The organism is Botrimarina mediterranea (assembly GCF_007753265.1).
In the GTDB taxonomy this organism is placed as follows: domain Bacteria; phylum Planctomycetota; class Planctomycetia; order Pirellulales; family Lacipirellulaceae; genus Botrimarina; species Botrimarina mediterranea.
This window is the reverse complement of sequence record NZ_CP036349.1, coordinates 2,463,686-2,479,877: the sequence shown is the minus strand read 5'-3', so window position 1 is coordinate 2,479,877 and position 16,192 is coordinate 2,463,686. Positions and strand designations below refer to the sequence as shown.

The window sequence follows — 16,192 nt, the reverse complement described above, 5'->3', positions numbered from 1 at the left end:
TTCCTCACTTATTTTTGACCCGCAATCGCACGAGCAGGTCATTGAGCGCCGGCTCGCTGCTTGGTCGATCCGGCAGCCTTGACTCTTCCATCGCGACTTCCAAATCCGCGACCAATCGCCTGTACTCTCTCTCGTGGAAGGCGACGTCAGCTTCGTCGAGTCTTCCCTTCTCAGGACCAGCAAGCTTCCGTTCCACGAGCTCGACGATGTAGGGGAGCTGAGCCGTCTCGTTGAGCTTCAGAAGATTGGCTTCGACCTCGCCGGTACGCATCAGGTGGATGCCGGTCAGCAGCACCCGATAGACGTACAGCAGCGGTTTGACGCGAGGCGGCTTCTCCTTGAGTAACAGACGCCACTGGGTCTCTGCGAACCCAAGATAGTGGTGAGCGTGATGGCGAGTGATGCAGTCCTTCGCAATCGCCTTCAGTTCCTCAAGCTCGGGTGTCGTATGGACGACCAGAGGTGAGAGCAACTGCTCAAGCACATAGCCGTTCTTCTTTAGCATCAGGGTGAAGAACTTCTTGGCGTCGTGGGTCACGAGGTCCATCTCGAAGCCTTCCCTCACCCCCGACTTCTCGACGGTCTCTTCACCCACTTCAAGACCGACGACCTGGTCGAGCGGCAGTAGATGCACGCCTCGGAGGTCGAAGTCGGAGTCGGCGGATGGGAAGCCATACAGGTGAGCACCGCTGATCGTCGCGAAGACGAGCGGGTACGGGTGGGCTTCGACCTGCCGCTGAAGCAGTTCGTGCGGGATGATTTGAGCGTTCATGGCAGTTCCTCGTCAGCATTTGCAGCCTGACCGTCGATGCTAGCGAGCCGATTGACTTCATCCACACTCATATCGCCGGCTAGTACGCCCAACCTGCCACTGAGCGTGATGTAACGGATCACCCCACCGTGTGGCTTCAACAATGCTATCGAGTTCAACCGACTAGACTTGGATAGCTCGCTAACCGAGAGGTCCCTCGGCTCTGGCCACTCGATATCCGAGCTGGATATTTCTATGACCAGAATCGGGTCCACATTGTTCGGCAGCTTTGAGGCGGATACCGTGCCGCCCGGAGGAAAAAGCGTGTTGCCGCCTACGATTACGACGTAGCTCGTCAGCGTAGTGTCTTCTTCAGGACCGCAGGGACAAGCGAACCTGCTCTGTGCAACGAGCTTAAAAAGTCGACGATTGCCGGGAGCGTTCCATTCCTCGGCCATATCGTAGGCTTCATAGATGGCTCTGCCGTCGATTCCCCAGGAATCGAGGTAAGGAAGTATCAAAACTCTCCAGCTGTGAGCCGTCTTGCCATCAGGCCCTGGAAGGACTGCTGGCGGTAGTGAGCCGTGCACAGAGGCGTACTCCACCAGCGCATGCCGTAGCTTAACGAGGTTCGAATGGCACAGCGTCTCATCAACAGAGTGTCGAGCGCTCGCAATCATGGATGCGGCGACAACTCCAAGAAGAACAAAGACGAGCAGCCCTACGACGACGGGTAGAACTCGCGTTAACTTCCCTCGGCTGCTGTCTGGCACAACTTCATTAGTCGTCACGGCAGTTTCTCCGCCACGGCGAGCCGTCGTGCCTTCACGAGAAACTCGTTCGCACGTTCGTAGTCCGGCCGCTCTGGCAAGTTGGTCTCCTCCAACGCCCGATCGAACTCGGCATGCAGCTGCTTCCGCCACGCTTCGATGTCGTCCCAAGCCATCTCTTCATTCTTGATGGCGAAGAGCCGCTCCCGGTGCTGGCCGACGTCGACGGGGACGAACCCCTCACGGAGCACGTGAATGCCCGACAAGAGAAGCCGGATCAGATGCATCACATGCTTGGGCTTCACCTTGCCCTGATTACGCAGATCGGCCTCCATCCGCTTGAATTGCGACATGACGTAGCCGTTGTACGTCTGGTAGACCAGCCGAGAGAGGAACGCCTCCCGCATCGCCAGAAGTTCTTGTCCAAGCGGCGTCACGAACTCAATCAACGGCGTGTAGAGACATTCAAGAATGTTTGGGTTTCCCTTCAGGGCCATGACGAGAAACTTCTGCAGCTCCCAGTAGCATTCTTCCGTGCGTTCGTTTTCGAGCTGCTCAGGCACGCCGTACAGCGACCAGTGGAGGTCCGCTGACGGAAGGTAGACCCCACGGCGGTCGGTATCCGATTCTTCAGTCCCAAGTCCAAAGGCACGTGACCCCACCACGCAGCGGTAGATGACCCGGTCGAAGAGACCGTGGGTCGAGAGGACTTGGTTGGTGTCGTTGATGGCTCCTTGCTTGTACTCGGCCAGCAGCATCAGGTTGTCGTGATGTAACGCCGCCTCGAAGTCGTCCACGAACCGAACGCGGTAGGAGTGATGACGGTCCTGCGGCGACCGCACGATCACGCCGACGGCGCCGGCGGGGTGGGCGACTCGGCCGTTCGAACCCTGGACCGACTTAAGGACGACGACTTGAGTCCCCGCCGAGTAGATGAGGTTCGGGCTGTTGTGGACGCGGGACTTCATACGGACTCTTGCTGCGTTCGGTTTCTGCAACGATGCCAGCTGATTGCAAGGGCGACGCCTATCTTCCCAAGCCACGTGTCCGAAATTTCACCAGCCATGGTCGGATGCTTTTTGGCGAGATCCTCAGATCCAAGACAACGGAGAGCCAGTGACTCAGAAACTCTTTCGAGGTCCAAGCTCAAGACGTGACCGACCAGCCTCATCAAAAATGCTGATGGAGCGAGCTTTGACCAAGCCAGGAACAGCTGCTCCGCGAACAGAACGCCGGGGTCGCCCTCGGCTGAATCGAGCAAGCCAGGTATCAGGAACGGGTTGGACTCCAGCCGGTTGGCGACCTCTGGCCAGCACATGTTCGCCGCAACGGCCAGTACCTCGCCGTCACCACCCCAGTTCCACTCCCAGCACTCATCGGCCCACTGCAGTGCTGCTTGTCGCCACTCTTCGACTTGAGAGGCCCCAAGAAATACGGGGACCAGATTTGACGGAACCCACTTCAGGACACTTGGTACGGGGCTCTCACTATGTCCGCGTGGCCCGATGCCCCCAAGGACATAGCACGCGGCAATCGGGTCTCCGAGCCGAGCCCTTACCTCTGCGTACGGCGTGTCTTCATGCTGTCGTGGGCCGAACCACTTTTCTGCGAGCTCTGGCGACTCATGACGCAGGTTCCAAACCATTTCGACCTCTTGGTCCCAGACTTCATGGTGCGGTTCCGCAACTTGTAGCTTTGCCATGAACCGCTTACGAGCTGCTGAGTCGCCGTGATCGATGAGAATCATCTCTGCGTCGCAACGAGGGTAGTCACCACGCACGTGCTGTTGGGCGAGTGCTGTCCACTGACCGGCGTCCGCCCAACTGTCGGACCGAGCATCCCACATCAACGGGTTGCCGTAGGCGAGCAGGGCGTCGTCCGACTCCATAAACTTCTTGAGGAGCATGTCGGCATGCTTATCCAGCAGGGAGAGCTGCTCGGCAGACGGGACCGGCAGCTCTCGCTTAGGGGGGACTTTGGGCCTAAGCGGACGCTCATCAAGACGCCAGATGTCTCCCGAGTTGCCCAGGAGTTCGACGGCTTTGTCGGCAAGCTTCTCGTCGTCAGCGAGAGCTCGGCGTACGGCGTCCTCCTCGCCAGACTCGATGATCGCATTGGTGACGCTTTCCCCAAGCTCCACGGCGAACTCTCGAACGTTCCGTCCCACCATTTGCTTGGCCTCCAGGCCGACCAGCACCGTGTTCGAGTCGAGGTAGTATCCACGTTGGCTCAAGCTCCCGAAAACCGCTTTGAGAACACGGCTTCTGGAAGAGTTCAGCCTTTCGTACTGGTCTGCAAGATGGTCGCCGGCCTCCTCTGGAGTCATGGCGTGAAGTAGGTCGCGAAGCTCCCGCGACTTCGGAGCAATCTTGAACGAGTCGTACTCGTCGCTGAACTCAATCAGCATCGAGCCATCCGGCAGCTCCATTGAGGCCTTACTACTAGGCAGGCGTTGGGCGACCTTCAAGAGTGCCCGTCCGATGCGACCTTTCGGCTCGACCGCGGCGGCAAACGCTTCGGGGGACTCAAAGCTGGACTCGTTCTTCAGGGCTTTGCAGAGCCCCATCCAGCCGAGTGCGGTGAGCGGTGAATCAGAAGTCGCACCAATAGACTCCTCGTCATCCGGCCACGGCCGCTCCTCGAACGGCTCACCGAACTCCCCCAAGTGCCGCTGAGCACGTCGTTCACTCGGACCACGCAGGTAGGTGCCTTCGAACGCACGCCGCATGATTGCGACTAGGTCAGAATCAGTTACCAAATCTTGTGTGAGGTTCGCTCCCACCGAGAATTCGCTCGTCGCCCCTTCACGCATGCACAGCCAGTTTCCGTTCGGCATTCGCTGAATGGCTACCTTCTGCTTTGCCAAGTAGCGACGAATCGCGTCGACAACACGCTCGCGTCGCTCGTCGAGTACGGACAAACGACCCGCATCACCGGTAGCATCGGACCGTTGCAAGTAGTGCCATCGCTCGTCCGGCAGCATCCAATAGACGTCGTAGCCGTCGCTGAAGCGTATGCCCCAACCGCCCGGAACCTCGAAGAGGTTAAGACCGTGTTCGCGGGCGTAGTCGGCATAGGCACTATCAAGCTGATTCATGACACCCCCAGCACTTCGAACACCGCCATCTGCGAAGGAGTACCAACGCCTGCCTCCTCGGGACCGACCGGCAGATACCGAACGGCGTATCCAAACTGTTCCGCGACACCTCCGGCCCAGGCTTCAAACTCCGCTCGTGTCCACTCGAATCGGTGGTCGCTATGCCGCATCTCCCCTGCGGCGAGCGATTCCCAGATGACGTTGTAATCACGGTTGGGCGTCGTCAGCACGACGGTCCGTGGCCGCGCGTGCTCGAAGACGACCCGCTCCAGCGCGGCCAGCCGCGCCGGGTCGAGATGCTCGATGACCTCAACAAGGGCCGCGGCGTCGAAGTTGGCGAGCCGCTGGTCTCGATAGGTTAGGGCTCCGTGAATAAGCCGGATCCGCTCCCGTTGCCGCTCGGGCAGCCGATCGAGCTTCAATCGCCGATGGGCGATCTCGAGCGAACGCACCGACACGTCCATCCCGACAATCTCCGTAAACTGCTTGTCGGCGAGCAACTCCCGGAGCAGCTTCCCTTCACCGCAGCCCAGGTCAACGACCCGTTTGGCTCCCGACGATCGGATCGCGGCTAGCACGGCGCCGAGCCGCTGTTCGTGCAAGCTCAACTCGCGCTCTTGCGACGGTGTCGGTTGGTTCGTCTCAACTTTTTGCTCAAGGGCTTCCTCCTCGACCGCTTCTTCGGGAACAAGCTGCGCCAACGCTTGGCGGATGAGGCTATATCGCCTAGGCAGGTAGCGTTGGGTAATGAGGTCACGCTCGGGATGGTCCGCCAGCCATGACTGTCCCTTCGAGAGCAGCTTCTCGACCTCATCGGGCCCGATGTAATAGTGCTTCTTGCCATCGAAGACTGGGATCAGCACGTAGAGGTGCTGAAGCAGCTGGGCGACGGTGGTGGTCTGCGAAAGCGTGACCGAGTAGTAAGGGCTTTCTCCCCATTCGGGAAACTTCTCGTCGAGCGGATGCCGCGCGGCGGTGACCTCGTAGCCAAGCGGCCCGAACATCCGCTGCAGCAGCTCCACACCCCCACGAACGGGCAGCACGTCAATCCGAGCTGTCAGCGGGATGGGCGTCCCCAGCAATTCGGGACGCTCCTTTGATCGCCCCGCCAACGCCGAGCCGAAGACCTGCGAGATCGCCACGCTCATCAGCGACGACGCGACGTAGGGCCGGTCGTTGACATACTGGTCCAGCGGCCCACTCTTCCAGTTGCCCTTGCCCCGCACCAGCCCGACCGGATCAACGTCCAGCAGCAAGCACGCGGCACAGCGATCCGCGCTCGCTTCCGGGTAGAAAACGTGCGCCTCGCCGAAGCTGAGGTCAAACGACTGACAGCGGTCCGGGTGCTTGTGCAGCAGGTAACCGAGATCGGCCGCCGGCTGGTGCGTTGTAGAGATGGTCAGGAGCATGGCGGGTTCAATTGGCGGCGGGCTCTTTCGGAGAAATCTTCGCGCCCAGCAGCGTGCGTGTGAGTGAGCCACCGGCGACGAGCAGTTCACTGAGCGCCCGGTCGAGGCAGCCGTAGTCCACGACGATATCCGGGCCGTCGTGTTCTTCGGCGGACAGCACGGCCGCTTTGCGGAGCAGTTCCTTGATGAAGGCGGCGCTGGCGCCTTCGAGCCGGCGGACGAAGTCGGACCGGTCGTCGATGGCGAGCGTTAGTCCCTCGGCGTAGAGTTCAATAAGCCGCGACCGGCACGGTTCGCCAGGGAGCGGAATCTCAATGGCTTGATCGATCCGACCGGGCCGCGCCGACAGAGCGGGTTCGAGCACATCAGGCCGGTTAGTCGTGAGGATGAAGAGGACGTCGCAGTCCTCGTTGAGACCGTCCATCTGGTTGAGCAGCTCGAAGAGCAACGCGTTCGCCCCAACCGTTTGGTTTTCCCGCTCGGCGCCAATCAAGTCGACGTCTTCTAGAATCACCGTCGTCGGGGCGAGCAGCCTCGCGAGATGGCAGGCCGCCTCGATCGAGCCCATTCCTCCTCCGGTAAGAAGGATGACGGTGCGGTTCTCCAGACGCGTCGCCAAGTACGTCGCGCAGAGGGTCTTGCCGGTCCCCGGGGGGCCGTGCAAGAGGAGGCCTCGCTTCAAGTGCCTACCGCACTTCTGAAGCCGTTCGGCGTGGCGTGAAAAACTGATCGAATGACGCTCAATCCGTTCCAGTAGCTCGTTGGGAAGGATGATCTGCTCGCGAGAGATCGCCGGGAGCCGATGGAACTTGACCTCGACCTCGCCGTAGCAGTTGCGTTCCAACGAGAAGACACGGCCGCGATACGCCTTGCCGTGCTGGACCGCTTCGGTGACGCGACGGAGGAATTGCTCGGCGACGGCGCGCTCGTTCGCCATCACCTCAACGAGGATCTTGGGCGGGTACGAATCCCCGTCGCTGGCGATCAATAGCGCAATCGGGCGTCCGGCGTCGTCGGCGGTCAAATAAAGCCCACGCTTCACGCAGGCGATGCGTTCGCCGTCACCCAGGCTGACATCGACGTACTCGACGGGCCCAATGGGAAAGCTCGTCCCGAAAGTCGAATGGACGATCTGCGACAGAGTCGCGCTCGTCTGTCTCTCGACGAGGCCGATCGGCGACGGGGCTTGGGACTTCGCCAGAACCGCCTCAATCGCCAAGTGCAGATTGGGGCGTTCGTACTCTTGGAACACCTGACGGACGACAGGCGACCGAGCGGCCTCACGGCCGAGATGGGCGAACAGGCGCACTCGCGCTGAGCCGGCGGCAAAGAGTGGTGAGAACCAATTGGTCATAGCGCCGGCCTCGGATCGCTCTACGAAAGAGGCCCGCGCCTGCGTGGCGCGGGCCTCGCGAGGGTTTGTCTACCCGTCCCTAAAAGTAGTGGTCCCGCAGCGACCCGTCAAAAGCGGCCTCGCTTCAGGCAGCACCGCTTGAAGCGTTTGCCGCTCCCGCACGGGCAGAGGTCCCGCCGGCCGAGCTTCTCTTCGAGCAGCTTGTCGCCGTGGACGACGCGGACGCCGATCTTGACCTTGCTCTCAGAGGGGTAGCCTCGACGTCGCTTGCTCATCGGCTCGAAACGATGGGCTCCCTTCGATGTAAGGTCGCATGGCACACCTCCTGACTATTTTGGATAGGGTTCAGAGCCAAGCACGACCGCCTTTGACCAGGCCAGGTTCGCTCAACTTTTTTGGCGTTGAGACGGTTGCCGTGGAAGCCACGGCGCTGCCGATCGCGGCCCTCAACCAACGGAGCGAGCCACTTCTTTGGCCAAGGTCACGTCTCGCTCGGCGTAGATCTGCGTCACGTCCGTCGACTGATGCCCACAGATCACCTGAGCGGCCTCTAATCCAAACTGCTTTCGCACCTCCGTCGCCGCCGTGTGCCGCAACTGGTTGGGCGACCACTTCGCATGCCCCGCCTTCTCGCACGCCCGGTGGATCGCGATCCGGTAGGCGTTGACGTTGTAGGGTTCGAGCTTCCCACGGCCGATAGCGAAGCGGTGGGCTCGCTGCATCAGGTCGCTGTTGAGCGGCATGTCGGCTTCGTCGCCGCGACGCCGGGAGAGCCAGACGGTTTCGTCGCCGAGGAAGCAGGGGGCCATCGGGTGACGGTCGAGGTACAGCGTGAGCAGCTTTTGGGCCTTGGGGCCGATCATCACCAGCCGGCGGGTGTCGTGGTGCTCCATCTTGTGCTCGCCGGGCTCGTAGACCCAGACGTCGGCCGACTGGTCGAGGTCGCACGGGCGCAGGGAGCACACCTCCCCGGGCCGCATGCCGGTGAGCCGCTGCAGGCGGACCATGTCGGCGACGATCCGCGGCAAGTGGGGCAGGGTTTGGGCGACCACCGCGTCATCGACCGGGAGCACGGGCCCGGTCTCCCGGGCCTCGCTGCGGCCCCGCTTGAGGCCGGGGACGGTGGTGAGAGCCTGATAGACCGTCGGGCCAATCAACTCGTTCGACACGGCCCATTTGAACATCCGCGTGAGCCGCGAGACCTGCTTGTTGATGTGCTTGCGGCACCAATCGACCTCGTCGATCATCCGCTCGCGGACTTCCTTGAGCTTCACCGGGCCGAACTCGTCGGCCGCTTCGCCGCTGTGGTGGCGGACCAAGACGCGGAGCGCGTCGCCGATGATCTCGGCCTCGCGGGTGACGCGGCCGTTCTTCTTGTAGTAGCCGCGGGCGAAATCGAGGTACGCCAGGGCCAGCTCGTCGATCGTAACGGGGTAGCCGCGGAGGCGGCGGGCCTGCAGCTCCTTGAGCGAGACCTCGGGCTCGGCGGCCTCTTCGACGCAACGCTTCTGCCGGGCGGACCGCCAGTTGGCGATCTCTTCCTGGTAGCGGGCGTGGCTCTTAGCGGAGCCGAAAGGGCCCAGCTGGATGACCCTGCCATGCACGGAGACAACGGCTTGGCCGGTGCTCTTGTGGAGGCGGTACTTGGGCGGGCGGCTGAGGAGTTTGGGCACGGCGGAAACCTGCTGATTGGAAACCAAACAGCGACGACCTCGAGGTTATGAGACAGCCCTTAATTAAGTCCTATCTGCCTTGCATGAACGTGTTTCGTCGCATCTTACACCCTTCTATTCTTGTTTGCAAACACCCGCAAAATCTCGCAAGTTGACGCAATCGCTCGCACTTTTGCGAGCGAAAAAGAGGTAGTAGAATTAATACGCGATAATATCGTTTGTTTAAGTGCGGTAGCTACCGTTCTACACAACGCGCCGAAGAGCCGCTTGCAGAAGTCGATCTAACCTTATGTAGCGAGACGCCTTTGCGTAGCTCTGTTCTTGGCAGGCAGCTTTCTGCTGCTTCGTCCCGTCGATGGTCGCCCATGGCGTCGAACCGCGTAGTAGAGACGCCCCGCTGAGGCACAGCGAGGTGTGGCGGAGTCCTTGCAGCGCTAGCTGGCGAGGTCGTGGGCGTGGGGGACGGCCTCGTGCTCAAGTCGCATAGTTTACCGCCGTGATACGATCGTTTTTGGCGATCTTCCCGCCATTCGGACAGCGTCAATAACGCCAAGTGAGTGGAGCCGAAACCTGTACCACCGGCTAGAACCAGGCCAGTGATCGAAAATCCTTGACGCGATGAAAGGTCGACAGATTCGCGTCATGGAAGTGGCCAGACTCTCTACCGGTACGTGAAAGGATGGCCAGATCATTCCCGTCTATCACCATCGAGGGGTACATGAATGACTGACTGGGCGTGGCAGTGAAAGCGACACACCCCGCCGGCAGCCAGTTCTTGCCGTCATGCCCGAAGTAGAGCATCAAAAAGCGCCGATCGGGGGACACACCTTTCTTGAGAGGCCCAGCCGCCACGTTGCACGTCATCCAAAAGAGCTTCGTAACCGGGTCGTGCAGGATCGCGAATTTGCTCTGACCGCCAGGCCAAGGGTAGTGCTGGTCGTACGCGAGGATCAGATGGCCGTCTTTGTCGGTGAGGTCAAAGAGCGCCGCAATTCCAGGTGTGTCGCCAGGGCTGGGGTTCACCCTCGCGGCAATACGCAAGCGGTCGCCAACCAGCATCATGTTGCCTTCAAGATTCCAGTCGTGGAAACGTTCACGTTCTTTTGTGGCGTAGAGGCGAGTCCCCGAGGGGCGGAATTCGGGAGGGGTCATGACCGCTTCAAGAACATTGGACGCCCTCCAGGCCTTAGGGTCGAGCAGGTCTTCCGATAGATCCCCGGCGATGGCCACGACGCCTTGATGTCGTTGGTCGAGAACCCAGTAGATGTAGCCATCTTTCTCGACGAAGTTAGTCTGGCAGTTCCAGTAAGGTCCTTCTAGCACCTTCACGGGCTTGGCCCACGACTCGCCTCCGTCATCGCTCCGAGTGAAATAGACATCCTCGTGTTGCTTCATCTGGGTGAAGAGGTAGAGTTTGCCCTGGGCGATGAATGGGGTCGCCTCGGCGTAAGGGAGGTCAGGCAATCGTCGCCAAGTTCCTCCGCCATCCGTACTCTTCGTGATAATCAAGTAGCCGCCTTCGGCCTTTCCAACGCGAGATGGCCGTTTCCAGCAGGGGCTAAATGAGAGCAGGTCTCCGTTGGGTAGCCGTATCATCCCCGGATCGTGGATGAAGTAGGCCAGGTTTGGCGTTTGCGCAGCGACGGTGTAGTCTTGAGCGAGCGGCGGGCTAAATAGAGAGCGGGGTTCGGGCGAAAGGTCTCCAATTTCTCCGTTCGACCGTGGCGCATTGGCAACAAGTACAACCCACTTATGTCGCTTGTACGGAACCGAACGGACATCCTCCTCGGGCGGATAGGACTTGAGAACAATCTGTGCCGAAGGAATATCGATCCGCTCGCCCTCGGCAATCTCTTTGGAGTAGACAGAGCATGGGAGTTCTTCCCACTGTCCCTCAAACGCGTTGAACTCAGCAATGCTTTCGACACGGCGGAAGCCGAGTTGTTCGAGAGCGGGCGCCTGAGTGTATTCCTTGACCGTCGGGCTAGGAGTAATGGCATAAACGATTCCCGCCTGAAGACAGACTTTGCGTGTCCCTAGGAGATGGGTGCGTAGAAAGCTCTTTCCAGCAAGTTCTTTCGGCACGCTGTTGAAGCGGAGGTCAACATCCAGGAAGGCTCTTGCGCCCTCACGCAGTGCATCAGTTTCCCATTCTAAAGGAGCTAGCACGGCCAGCGGGCTCTCCGCCACGGGGCTCTCGGTGTCAGACCCTCGTGCTTGACCGGTAGAGAGGATGAAACCAATGAGTGTCACAACGAGAAAGTTGGCGTGACGTCTAGAGGGAATACTCATGCAGAAGTAGCGTGTGTTGCTTGGAATTGAAAAGGGGCAGAGGGTCGCGCGACAGATGCGGCGTCTAAAAACAGCTACGCCTATCATTCAGACGTCGAAATCGACCAGATGCCAAACACGAAAACAAAATTGATATCGTTCCGACCAGGGTGATCGATACTGGCTCTGGGATGGCCGGAGCCAGTAAGAACTGCTTGTTCGATATCACTATCCCGTTAACGCGTAACTCGGCGTTCCACGTCCCTACTTGCGATCCGGATATCACCGTGCCGTGCTGCCAGTAGCCGACACCGAGGGTGCGATCCTGGATCCAGGCGTAGTTGGCGTGGATGCCGCCGTCGGGGCGCCGGAAGACCACATTGACCTGGGATCCCTCCGAGACGCCGTGGACGTAGTTCCACATAACGGCAAGTCGCCCCGTTGATCCATCTGACGCCAGAAACGCTTCGTGAACGACGCCGTATTCGATTTCCGCTTGGGTCGGCCACTCACTCGCCACACCCGAATCGAGGACGCCGGCGACATCGCCAGTGTAGGGGAGCGGGTTGTCCCACCATTCGTCCGGCGATTCAAACGTCTCAACCGCCTTGCCGTTTTGTCGCACGGTAAAGTGCAAATGTGGGCCTGTCGACTGCCCAGAGCTGCCCACCTGACCGATCACCTGCCCCGCGGCAACGATGTCGCCCACGTTTACTGCTACGGAATCCTTCTTCAGGTGGCCGTAGAGAGTCGTCAGACCGTTCCCGTGATCGATGACAACCAGATTTCCGGCCTCGCCGGGGGGGGCTGGGTTCATGGCTGACCAGCGGTCATAAGCCCCGTCGTTTGCAGAGGTGATGGTCCCCGACTTGGCCGCATAGACATCGACCCCTTCTTCCATCGCACGAAAGTGGGCAAGCCCGATGTCCAAGGCGTCGTGCCCGTCGTAGGTAAGCTTACCGCCGCGGTAGTCACCTCGGGCTATAGGACGAGTATCGATATCGACGTAGTTGCCAATGACCCAGTCGTGGAAGGGAGTTCCTCCCATAGGCCACACCAGTTGCGTCTGCGCACCTGCACCTTGTGTCCCTGCCGCTAGAAGCGTAACCAACGTGGCGAAGGGGTAGGCAAACTTAAGCTGCTTGATGCTCCGGAGTTGCATTCTTATCAATCCTGTGAAGGTGTTCTTCAGGCGATGAGGTAGCCACCGTCGATAGGCAGCGTGACGCCATTGATCATTTCGCTCTGGTTACTGAGTAAGAAAGCGACCGCTTGGGCGATCTCATTCGGCTTGGCAAAACGACCGAGCGGTATTTTTGCGAGCATCCCGTCCCGCTTGGCGGGGTCTTTCCACGCCTCTTCTCCCATCGGAGTCAGAGTGACAGTTGGGTTCACAGCGTTGACCCGGATGCGGTGAGGGCCGAGCTCTAGGGCCATTACACGCGTGAGCTGGTCGAGCGCGCCTTTCGATGCGCAGTACGCGGCGTGGTCCGCTATGGCGACCAGGGACGCCTGGCTCGACACATTGACGATGGAGCCGCCAGCGCCGCGTTCAACCATGCCCTTGGCGACGATCTGACTGACAATCAGAACCGAACGCAAGTTGACAGACATCGTGCGATCGAACGCGTCGATCGTCGTCCCGAGAAACGATTGTGGTATCGAGATCCCTGCGTTGTTGATCAGCAAGTCGATGTCCCCCGCCTCTCGAGTCGCCTGAGCCGCCGCCACGGGGTTCTCCAGGTCCACCACGAGGGTTTCGCAAGAGATCTCTTCTGCCAGGGAGTGGAGGTCCTCTCCGGTGCGACTCAGCGCAACCACTTCCGCCCCGCACGACGAAAGTAGACTGGCGATGGTTCGCCCGATTCCCTTCCCGGCGCCGGTAACCAACGCCCGCCTACCCGAAAGGTCAATTGTCATGCCGCTGGTTCGGGGAGCACCCTGGGGGCGGGGGGCGGCGTGCGTTTGGGCGCATTCGGTGAGCTTGATGGACATAGCAAGGGAAGGCGGGGGAGGGAGAGTCTTGTCTTCTGGCTGAGCAATGGCGCGCGAGCCTGAAGGCGCCACGCTTGGATAGAGTCGCGACGGAATTACTGGAGGGAAATCTGCACTTTTACGCTGCTTGCCGGCATGCCGACGGCATAGTCGAAGGCTTCGACACTCTCGGCGAACGTAAACCGGTCGGTGATCAGCGGTTTTACGTCGATCCTTCCGCTGCCTAACAGAGAGAGGGCCTGTGGATAGACGTTCGCGTAGCGGAAGACATGCTCGACTCTCGCCTCTTTAACCGAAGCGCCAATCACGTCGTAGGGAATAGGGCCTGCGGGCATACCGATGTAGACCACGCACCCACCGGGTCGCAGATAGTCAAACACGCTTGCCGCTGCGCGCTCGTTGCCGCTCGCTTCAAACACCGCGTCAGCGCCCCAAGCGTCCGACAGCCGATTGACCTCTTCGGCAAGTGAGACTTCTGCAACATTCACGGCAGTGATTGGGCCTAGCGTCTCGGCGAGGTCGAGCTTTTCTTGCTGCACGTCTGAGATAATCACGCGGCTCGCTCCCGCTGCGATCGCCGACAGGGCGGTCACGATCCCAATCGGGCCGGCCCCAATTACAACGGCTAGGTCGCCGGCTCGTAGGCCGGCCTTGTTTGCAGCGTGAAGACCTACAGCCAGTGGCTCGACCATTGCCCCTTCGGCAAAGCTCACGTTGTCCGGAACCTTGAAGGTGTACGCGGCAGGATGCACCACCGATGGCCGCAAGCAGCCATGCACTGGCGGGGTTGCCCAGAACCGCACCTTCGGGTCGAGGTTGTACATCCCCAGTCGAGCCGCACGGCTCTCGGGGTCCGGGATACCCGGCTCCATGCATACCCGATCGCCGACACCGAGATGCTGCACTCGCGAGCCGACCTCGGCAACAACACCCGATGCCTCGTGCCCGAGAACCATCGGCTCTTCAACGACGAAGGGTCCGATCCTGCCATGCTGATAGTAATGAACATCGGAACCGCAGATCCCAACGGTATGGATGACTATCCGCACGTCGTTCGGCCCGAGTTCTTCGTCGATCTCGAACGGACGCAGGCTAAGTTCGCCCGCTCGTTCCAAGACGAGCGCCATAGGAATTTCCGAACCACTCATGCTTCCTCCTGGTATCCGGAAGGAGCCGTGCTCTTCAGCCCCATCCACAGCGGTGCGACTACGAACCAAGCAACCGTACCAATCAAGGTGAGAGACTTGACTTGGGGCAGATCGATAACGTTAGTGAAATACAACATCGATGGCGCGAGGACCCCGCCTATGGCGACCAGTGACAGGAACTGGGAAATAGTCTTCATAGGTGATTACGCGTTAGCGGCGGCGTGCGCTGCCTTGTCGCTCTGATAGAGAATTCGGCTCATAACGGCATAGAGCACTGCCGCTATTAGCCAGCCGGGCAGGCTGATGAAGTAGATCTGGACGCCACCCCAGATGACGCTCGCAAAGCAGAGCAACAACGTGAGGATCCACGCGATCGCTACGGCAGGATTGAAGGACCTGCCGGTCCGCTCGGCATAGTTGCTCCGAAAGCCGAGTCGGTCACTGAGCCAGAAGTCGACAAAGATTACGGCGCCAACAGGCATCAGCAGCAATCCGTACAATGCTATGAACTCTAGAAACCGCATCGCGATCGCTGGGAACATACCGGCGACGGTCGCGAGGGCGCCTGCGAACAGGGTGACTGAGAAGCGGGACGCCCGGGGAACAATCGACTGAAAGGCGAGACCCGCTCGGTAGATCGTTGGATTAGCGGTCGTCCAGCCGGCGAGCACCACGCATATCACCCCCGCGACGCCAAGCACCTTGTAGGTCATGGGGCCTGGCAGCACCTCGGTGTTACTTGGATCCTCATATAGCTGCAACGAATACAAGAGCGAAGCCGCGATCCAGGCGACGAAGTGACCCAGGTACATCCCCGAGGCCGTTGCAAATCCGTACCACGACTTGCGTGCAAATCGCAAAACTGTCAGATCAGACATTCCCAGATGCATGGCGATATTGCAAAACCAGGCGAAGAACATCACATGCCAGAACGTAAACTTTGTCTTGCCAGCGAGCGGTTCGCCTCCTTTCCAAATATCGTTGTTTGCTAGCGCCCAAAGGTCGGAGAATGACCCGATCTCGGTTCCCGTAGCGGTGATGAACTGCCGCAGCGCGATAATCCCTAAGGCAAGAAAAACCGCCACTAGCCAGGGCGCTGCGATGTTTGCAAAGTGCGATACGGTCTCGTATCCGTAGGCGGCGACGGCCGAGATCAAAGCCCCAATGCACACCACAGCCAACACCCAGCCGAGGCTGTTGGGGTAGACGTCATCCAGCTGTGGCATCGAAATATTGGTCGCTACACCCACCGCCGTTGCGGCGACGGTAATCATCGAAGCCGCCAACAAGCAGAACATGACGCCGTTGACGCAATTGTAGACAACGACAAGCTTGCGACCGCAAATCCGCTCGAGTTGGTAGTAGAGCGTTAGTCGTTCACGCGTGGCAATCGGCGCCGTGAAGAGAACCCAGGAGAGGACCGCTAGAAGATTGCCTACCAACAAACCAAGAAGCATGTCGAAGGCACTAACGCCAGCCGCGACGAACAGAGGGCCAATCATCAATTCCGTGCCAGCCGTATGCTCTCCCGCATACATGCCGACAAAGTTCTTGAAGCCTAACTGCGCTTTCTCCGGGACCGGAGTCCGCTGGTAGTCGGCGTCAGCCAGAGTAGCGTCAACAGCTTGGTGCATAACGTCCGCGTTTGTGCCAAATGGTTCTTTCCGGGACGGGCCAAACAGGCTCATCTCGGTCGATAGGCTGATTTAAAGGATGTTCACGGA

14 protein-coding genes are annotated in these 16,192 nt (G+C 59.9%); all 14 read right to left on the bottom strand.

What is annotated here, in order from left to right; translation table 11 throughout:
* Nucleotides 1-4: 4 nt before the first annotated feature.
* On the bottom strand, nt 5-772 hold the full coding sequence (locus Spa11_RS09900) for a nucleotidyltransferase domain-containing protein (protein ID WP_145111532.1): 768 nt from the start codon (nt 770-772) through the stop codon (nt 5-7).
* A complete protein-coding gene (locus Spa11_RS09895) occupies nt 769-1,542 on the bottom strand; it encodes a DUF1559 family PulG-like putative transporter (RefSeq protein ID WP_145111529.1) in 774 nt (257 codons plus the stop codon). The genes Spa11_RS09900 and Spa11_RS09895 overlap by 4 nt, the downstream gene beginning before the upstream one ends.
* The gene (locus Spa11_RS09890) at nt 1,539-2,489 is read right to left on the bottom strand and encodes a nucleotidyltransferase domain-containing protein (RefSeq protein ID WP_145111526.1); all 951 of its coding nucleotides are present in this window, start codon (nt 2,487-2,489) and stop codon (nt 1,539-1,541) included. The genes Spa11_RS09895 and Spa11_RS09890 overlap by 4 nt, the downstream gene beginning before the upstream one ends.
* Entirely contained in the window at nt 2,486-4,618 is a 2,133-nt protein-coding gene (locus Spa11_RS09885; RefSeq protein WP_145111523.1) for a hypothetical protein, read from the bottom strand. The genes Spa11_RS09890 and Spa11_RS09885 overlap by 4 nt, the downstream gene beginning before the upstream one ends.
* Nucleotides 4,615-6,027: a 3' terminal RNA ribose 2'-O-methyltransferase Hen1 gene (locus Spa11_RS09880; protein WP_145111520.1), complete on the bottom strand. Its 1,413-nt coding sequence runs from the start codon at nt 6,025-6,027 to the stop codon at nt 4,615-4,617. The genes Spa11_RS09885 and Spa11_RS09880 overlap by 4 nt, the downstream gene beginning before the upstream one ends.
* A gap of 7 nt (nt 6,028-6,034) precedes the next feature.
* Nucleotides 6,035-7,381: an AAA family ATPase gene (locus tag Spa11_RS09875; protein WP_145111517.1), complete on the bottom strand. Its 1,347-nt coding sequence runs from the start codon at nt 7,379-7,381 to the stop codon at nt 6,035-6,037.
* A gap of 107 nt (nt 7,382-7,488) precedes the next feature.
* A complete protein-coding gene (locus tag Spa11_RS09870; RefSeq protein ID WP_145111514.1) occupies nt 7,489-7,656 on the bottom strand; it encodes an SEC-C metal-binding domain-containing protein in 168 nt (55 codons plus the stop codon).
* Between the two features lie 171 nt (nt 7,657-7,827).
* Nucleotides 7,828-9,054 (bottom strand): tyrosine-type recombinase/integrase, encoded by a 1,227-nt coding sequence (locus Spa11_RS09865; RefSeq protein WP_145111511.1) that lies wholly within the window; start codon nt 9,052-9,054, stop codon nt 7,828-7,830.
* A gap of 582 nt (nt 9,055-9,636) precedes the next feature.
* Nucleotides 9,637-11,346, bottom strand: coding sequence for a sialidase family protein (locus Spa11_RS09860; protein ID WP_145111508.1), 1,710 nt, complete (start codon nt 11,344-11,346; stop codon nt 9,637-9,639).
* A gap of 64 nt (nt 11,347-11,410) precedes the next feature.
* Nucleotides 11,411-12,487: a M23 family metallopeptidase gene (locus Spa11_RS09855; RefSeq protein WP_145111505.1), complete on the bottom strand. Its 1,077-nt coding sequence runs from the start codon at nt 12,485-12,487 to the stop codon at nt 11,411-11,413.
* A gap of 26 nt (nt 12,488-12,513) precedes the next feature.
* A complete protein-coding gene (locus Spa11_RS09850) occupies nt 12,514-13,245 on the bottom strand; it encodes a glucose 1-dehydrogenase (protein WP_231933261.1) in 732 nt (243 codons plus the stop codon).
* A 170-nt stretch (nt 13,246-13,415) separates the two neighbouring features.
* On the bottom strand, nt 13,416-14,468 hold the full coding sequence (locus tag Spa11_RS09845) for an NAD(P)-dependent alcohol dehydrogenase (RefSeq protein WP_197529871.1): 1,053 nt from the start codon (nt 14,466-14,468) through the stop codon (nt 13,416-13,418).
* Entirely contained in the window at nt 14,465-14,665 is a 201-nt protein-coding gene (locus Spa11_RS23245; RefSeq protein ID WP_145111499.1) for a hypothetical protein, read from the bottom strand. Before Spa11_RS23245 ends, Spa11_RS09845 begins: the two co-directional genes overlap by 4 nt.
* Nucleotides 14,666-14,671: 6 nt before the next feature.
* On the bottom strand, nt 14,672-16,156 hold the full coding sequence (locus tag Spa11_RS09835) for a purine-cytosine permease family protein (RefSeq protein ID WP_197529870.1): 1,485 nt from the start codon (nt 16,154-16,156) through the stop codon (nt 14,672-14,674).
* Nucleotides 16,157-16,192 lie beyond the last annotated feature (36 nt).

Excerpts from the sequence above, each read along its gene's own strand:
- Spa11_RS09885 (WP_145111523.1), bottom strand. The coding sequence starts at position 4,618 with ATGAATCAGCTTGATAGTGCCTATGCCGACTACGCCCGCGAACACGGT.
- Spa11_RS09890 (WP_145111526.1), bottom strand. The coding sequence starts at position 2,489 with ATGAAGTCCCGCGTCCACAACAGCCCGAACCTCATCTACTCGGCGGGG.
- Spa11_RS09870 (WP_145111514.1), bottom strand. The coding sequence starts at position 7,656 with ATGAGCAAGCGACGTCGAGGCTACCCCTCTGAGAGCAAGGTCAAGATC.
- Spa11_RS09875 (WP_145111517.1), bottom strand. The coding sequence starts at position 7,381 with ATGACCAATTGGTTCTCACCACTCTTTGCCGCCGGCTCAGCGCGAGTG.
- Spa11_RS23245 (WP_145111499.1), bottom strand. The coding sequence starts at position 14,665 with ATGAAGACTATTTCCCAGTTCCTGTCACTGGTCGCCATAGGCGGGGTC.
- Spa11_RS09900 (WP_145111532.1), bottom strand. The coding sequence starts at position 772 with ATGAACGCTCAAATCATCCCGCACGAACTGCTTCAGCGGCAGGTCGAA.
- Spa11_RS09850 (WP_231933261.1), bottom strand. The coding sequence starts at position 13,245 with ATGACAATTGACCTTTCGGGTAGGCGGGCGTTGGTTACCGGCGCCGGG.
- Spa11_RS09845 (WP_197529871.1), bottom strand. The coding sequence starts at position 14,468 with ATGAGTGGTTCGGAAATTCCTATGGCGCTCGTCTTGGAACGAGCGGGC.
- Spa11_RS09835 (WP_197529870.1), bottom strand. The coding sequence starts at position 16,156 with ATGAGCCTGTTTGGCCCGTCCCGGAAAGAACCATTTGGCACAAACGCG.
- Spa11_RS09880 (WP_145111520.1), bottom strand. The coding sequence starts at position 6,027 with ATGCTCCTGACCATCTCTACAACGCACCAGCCGGCGGCCGATCTCGGT.
- Spa11_RS09855 (WP_145111505.1), bottom strand. The coding sequence starts at position 12,487 with ATGCAACTCCGGAGCATCAAGCAGCTTAAGTTTGCCTACCCCTTCGCC.
- Spa11_RS09860 (WP_145111508.1), bottom strand. The coding sequence starts at position 11,346 with ATGAGTATTCCCTCTAGACGTCACGCCAACTTTCTCGTTGTGACACTC.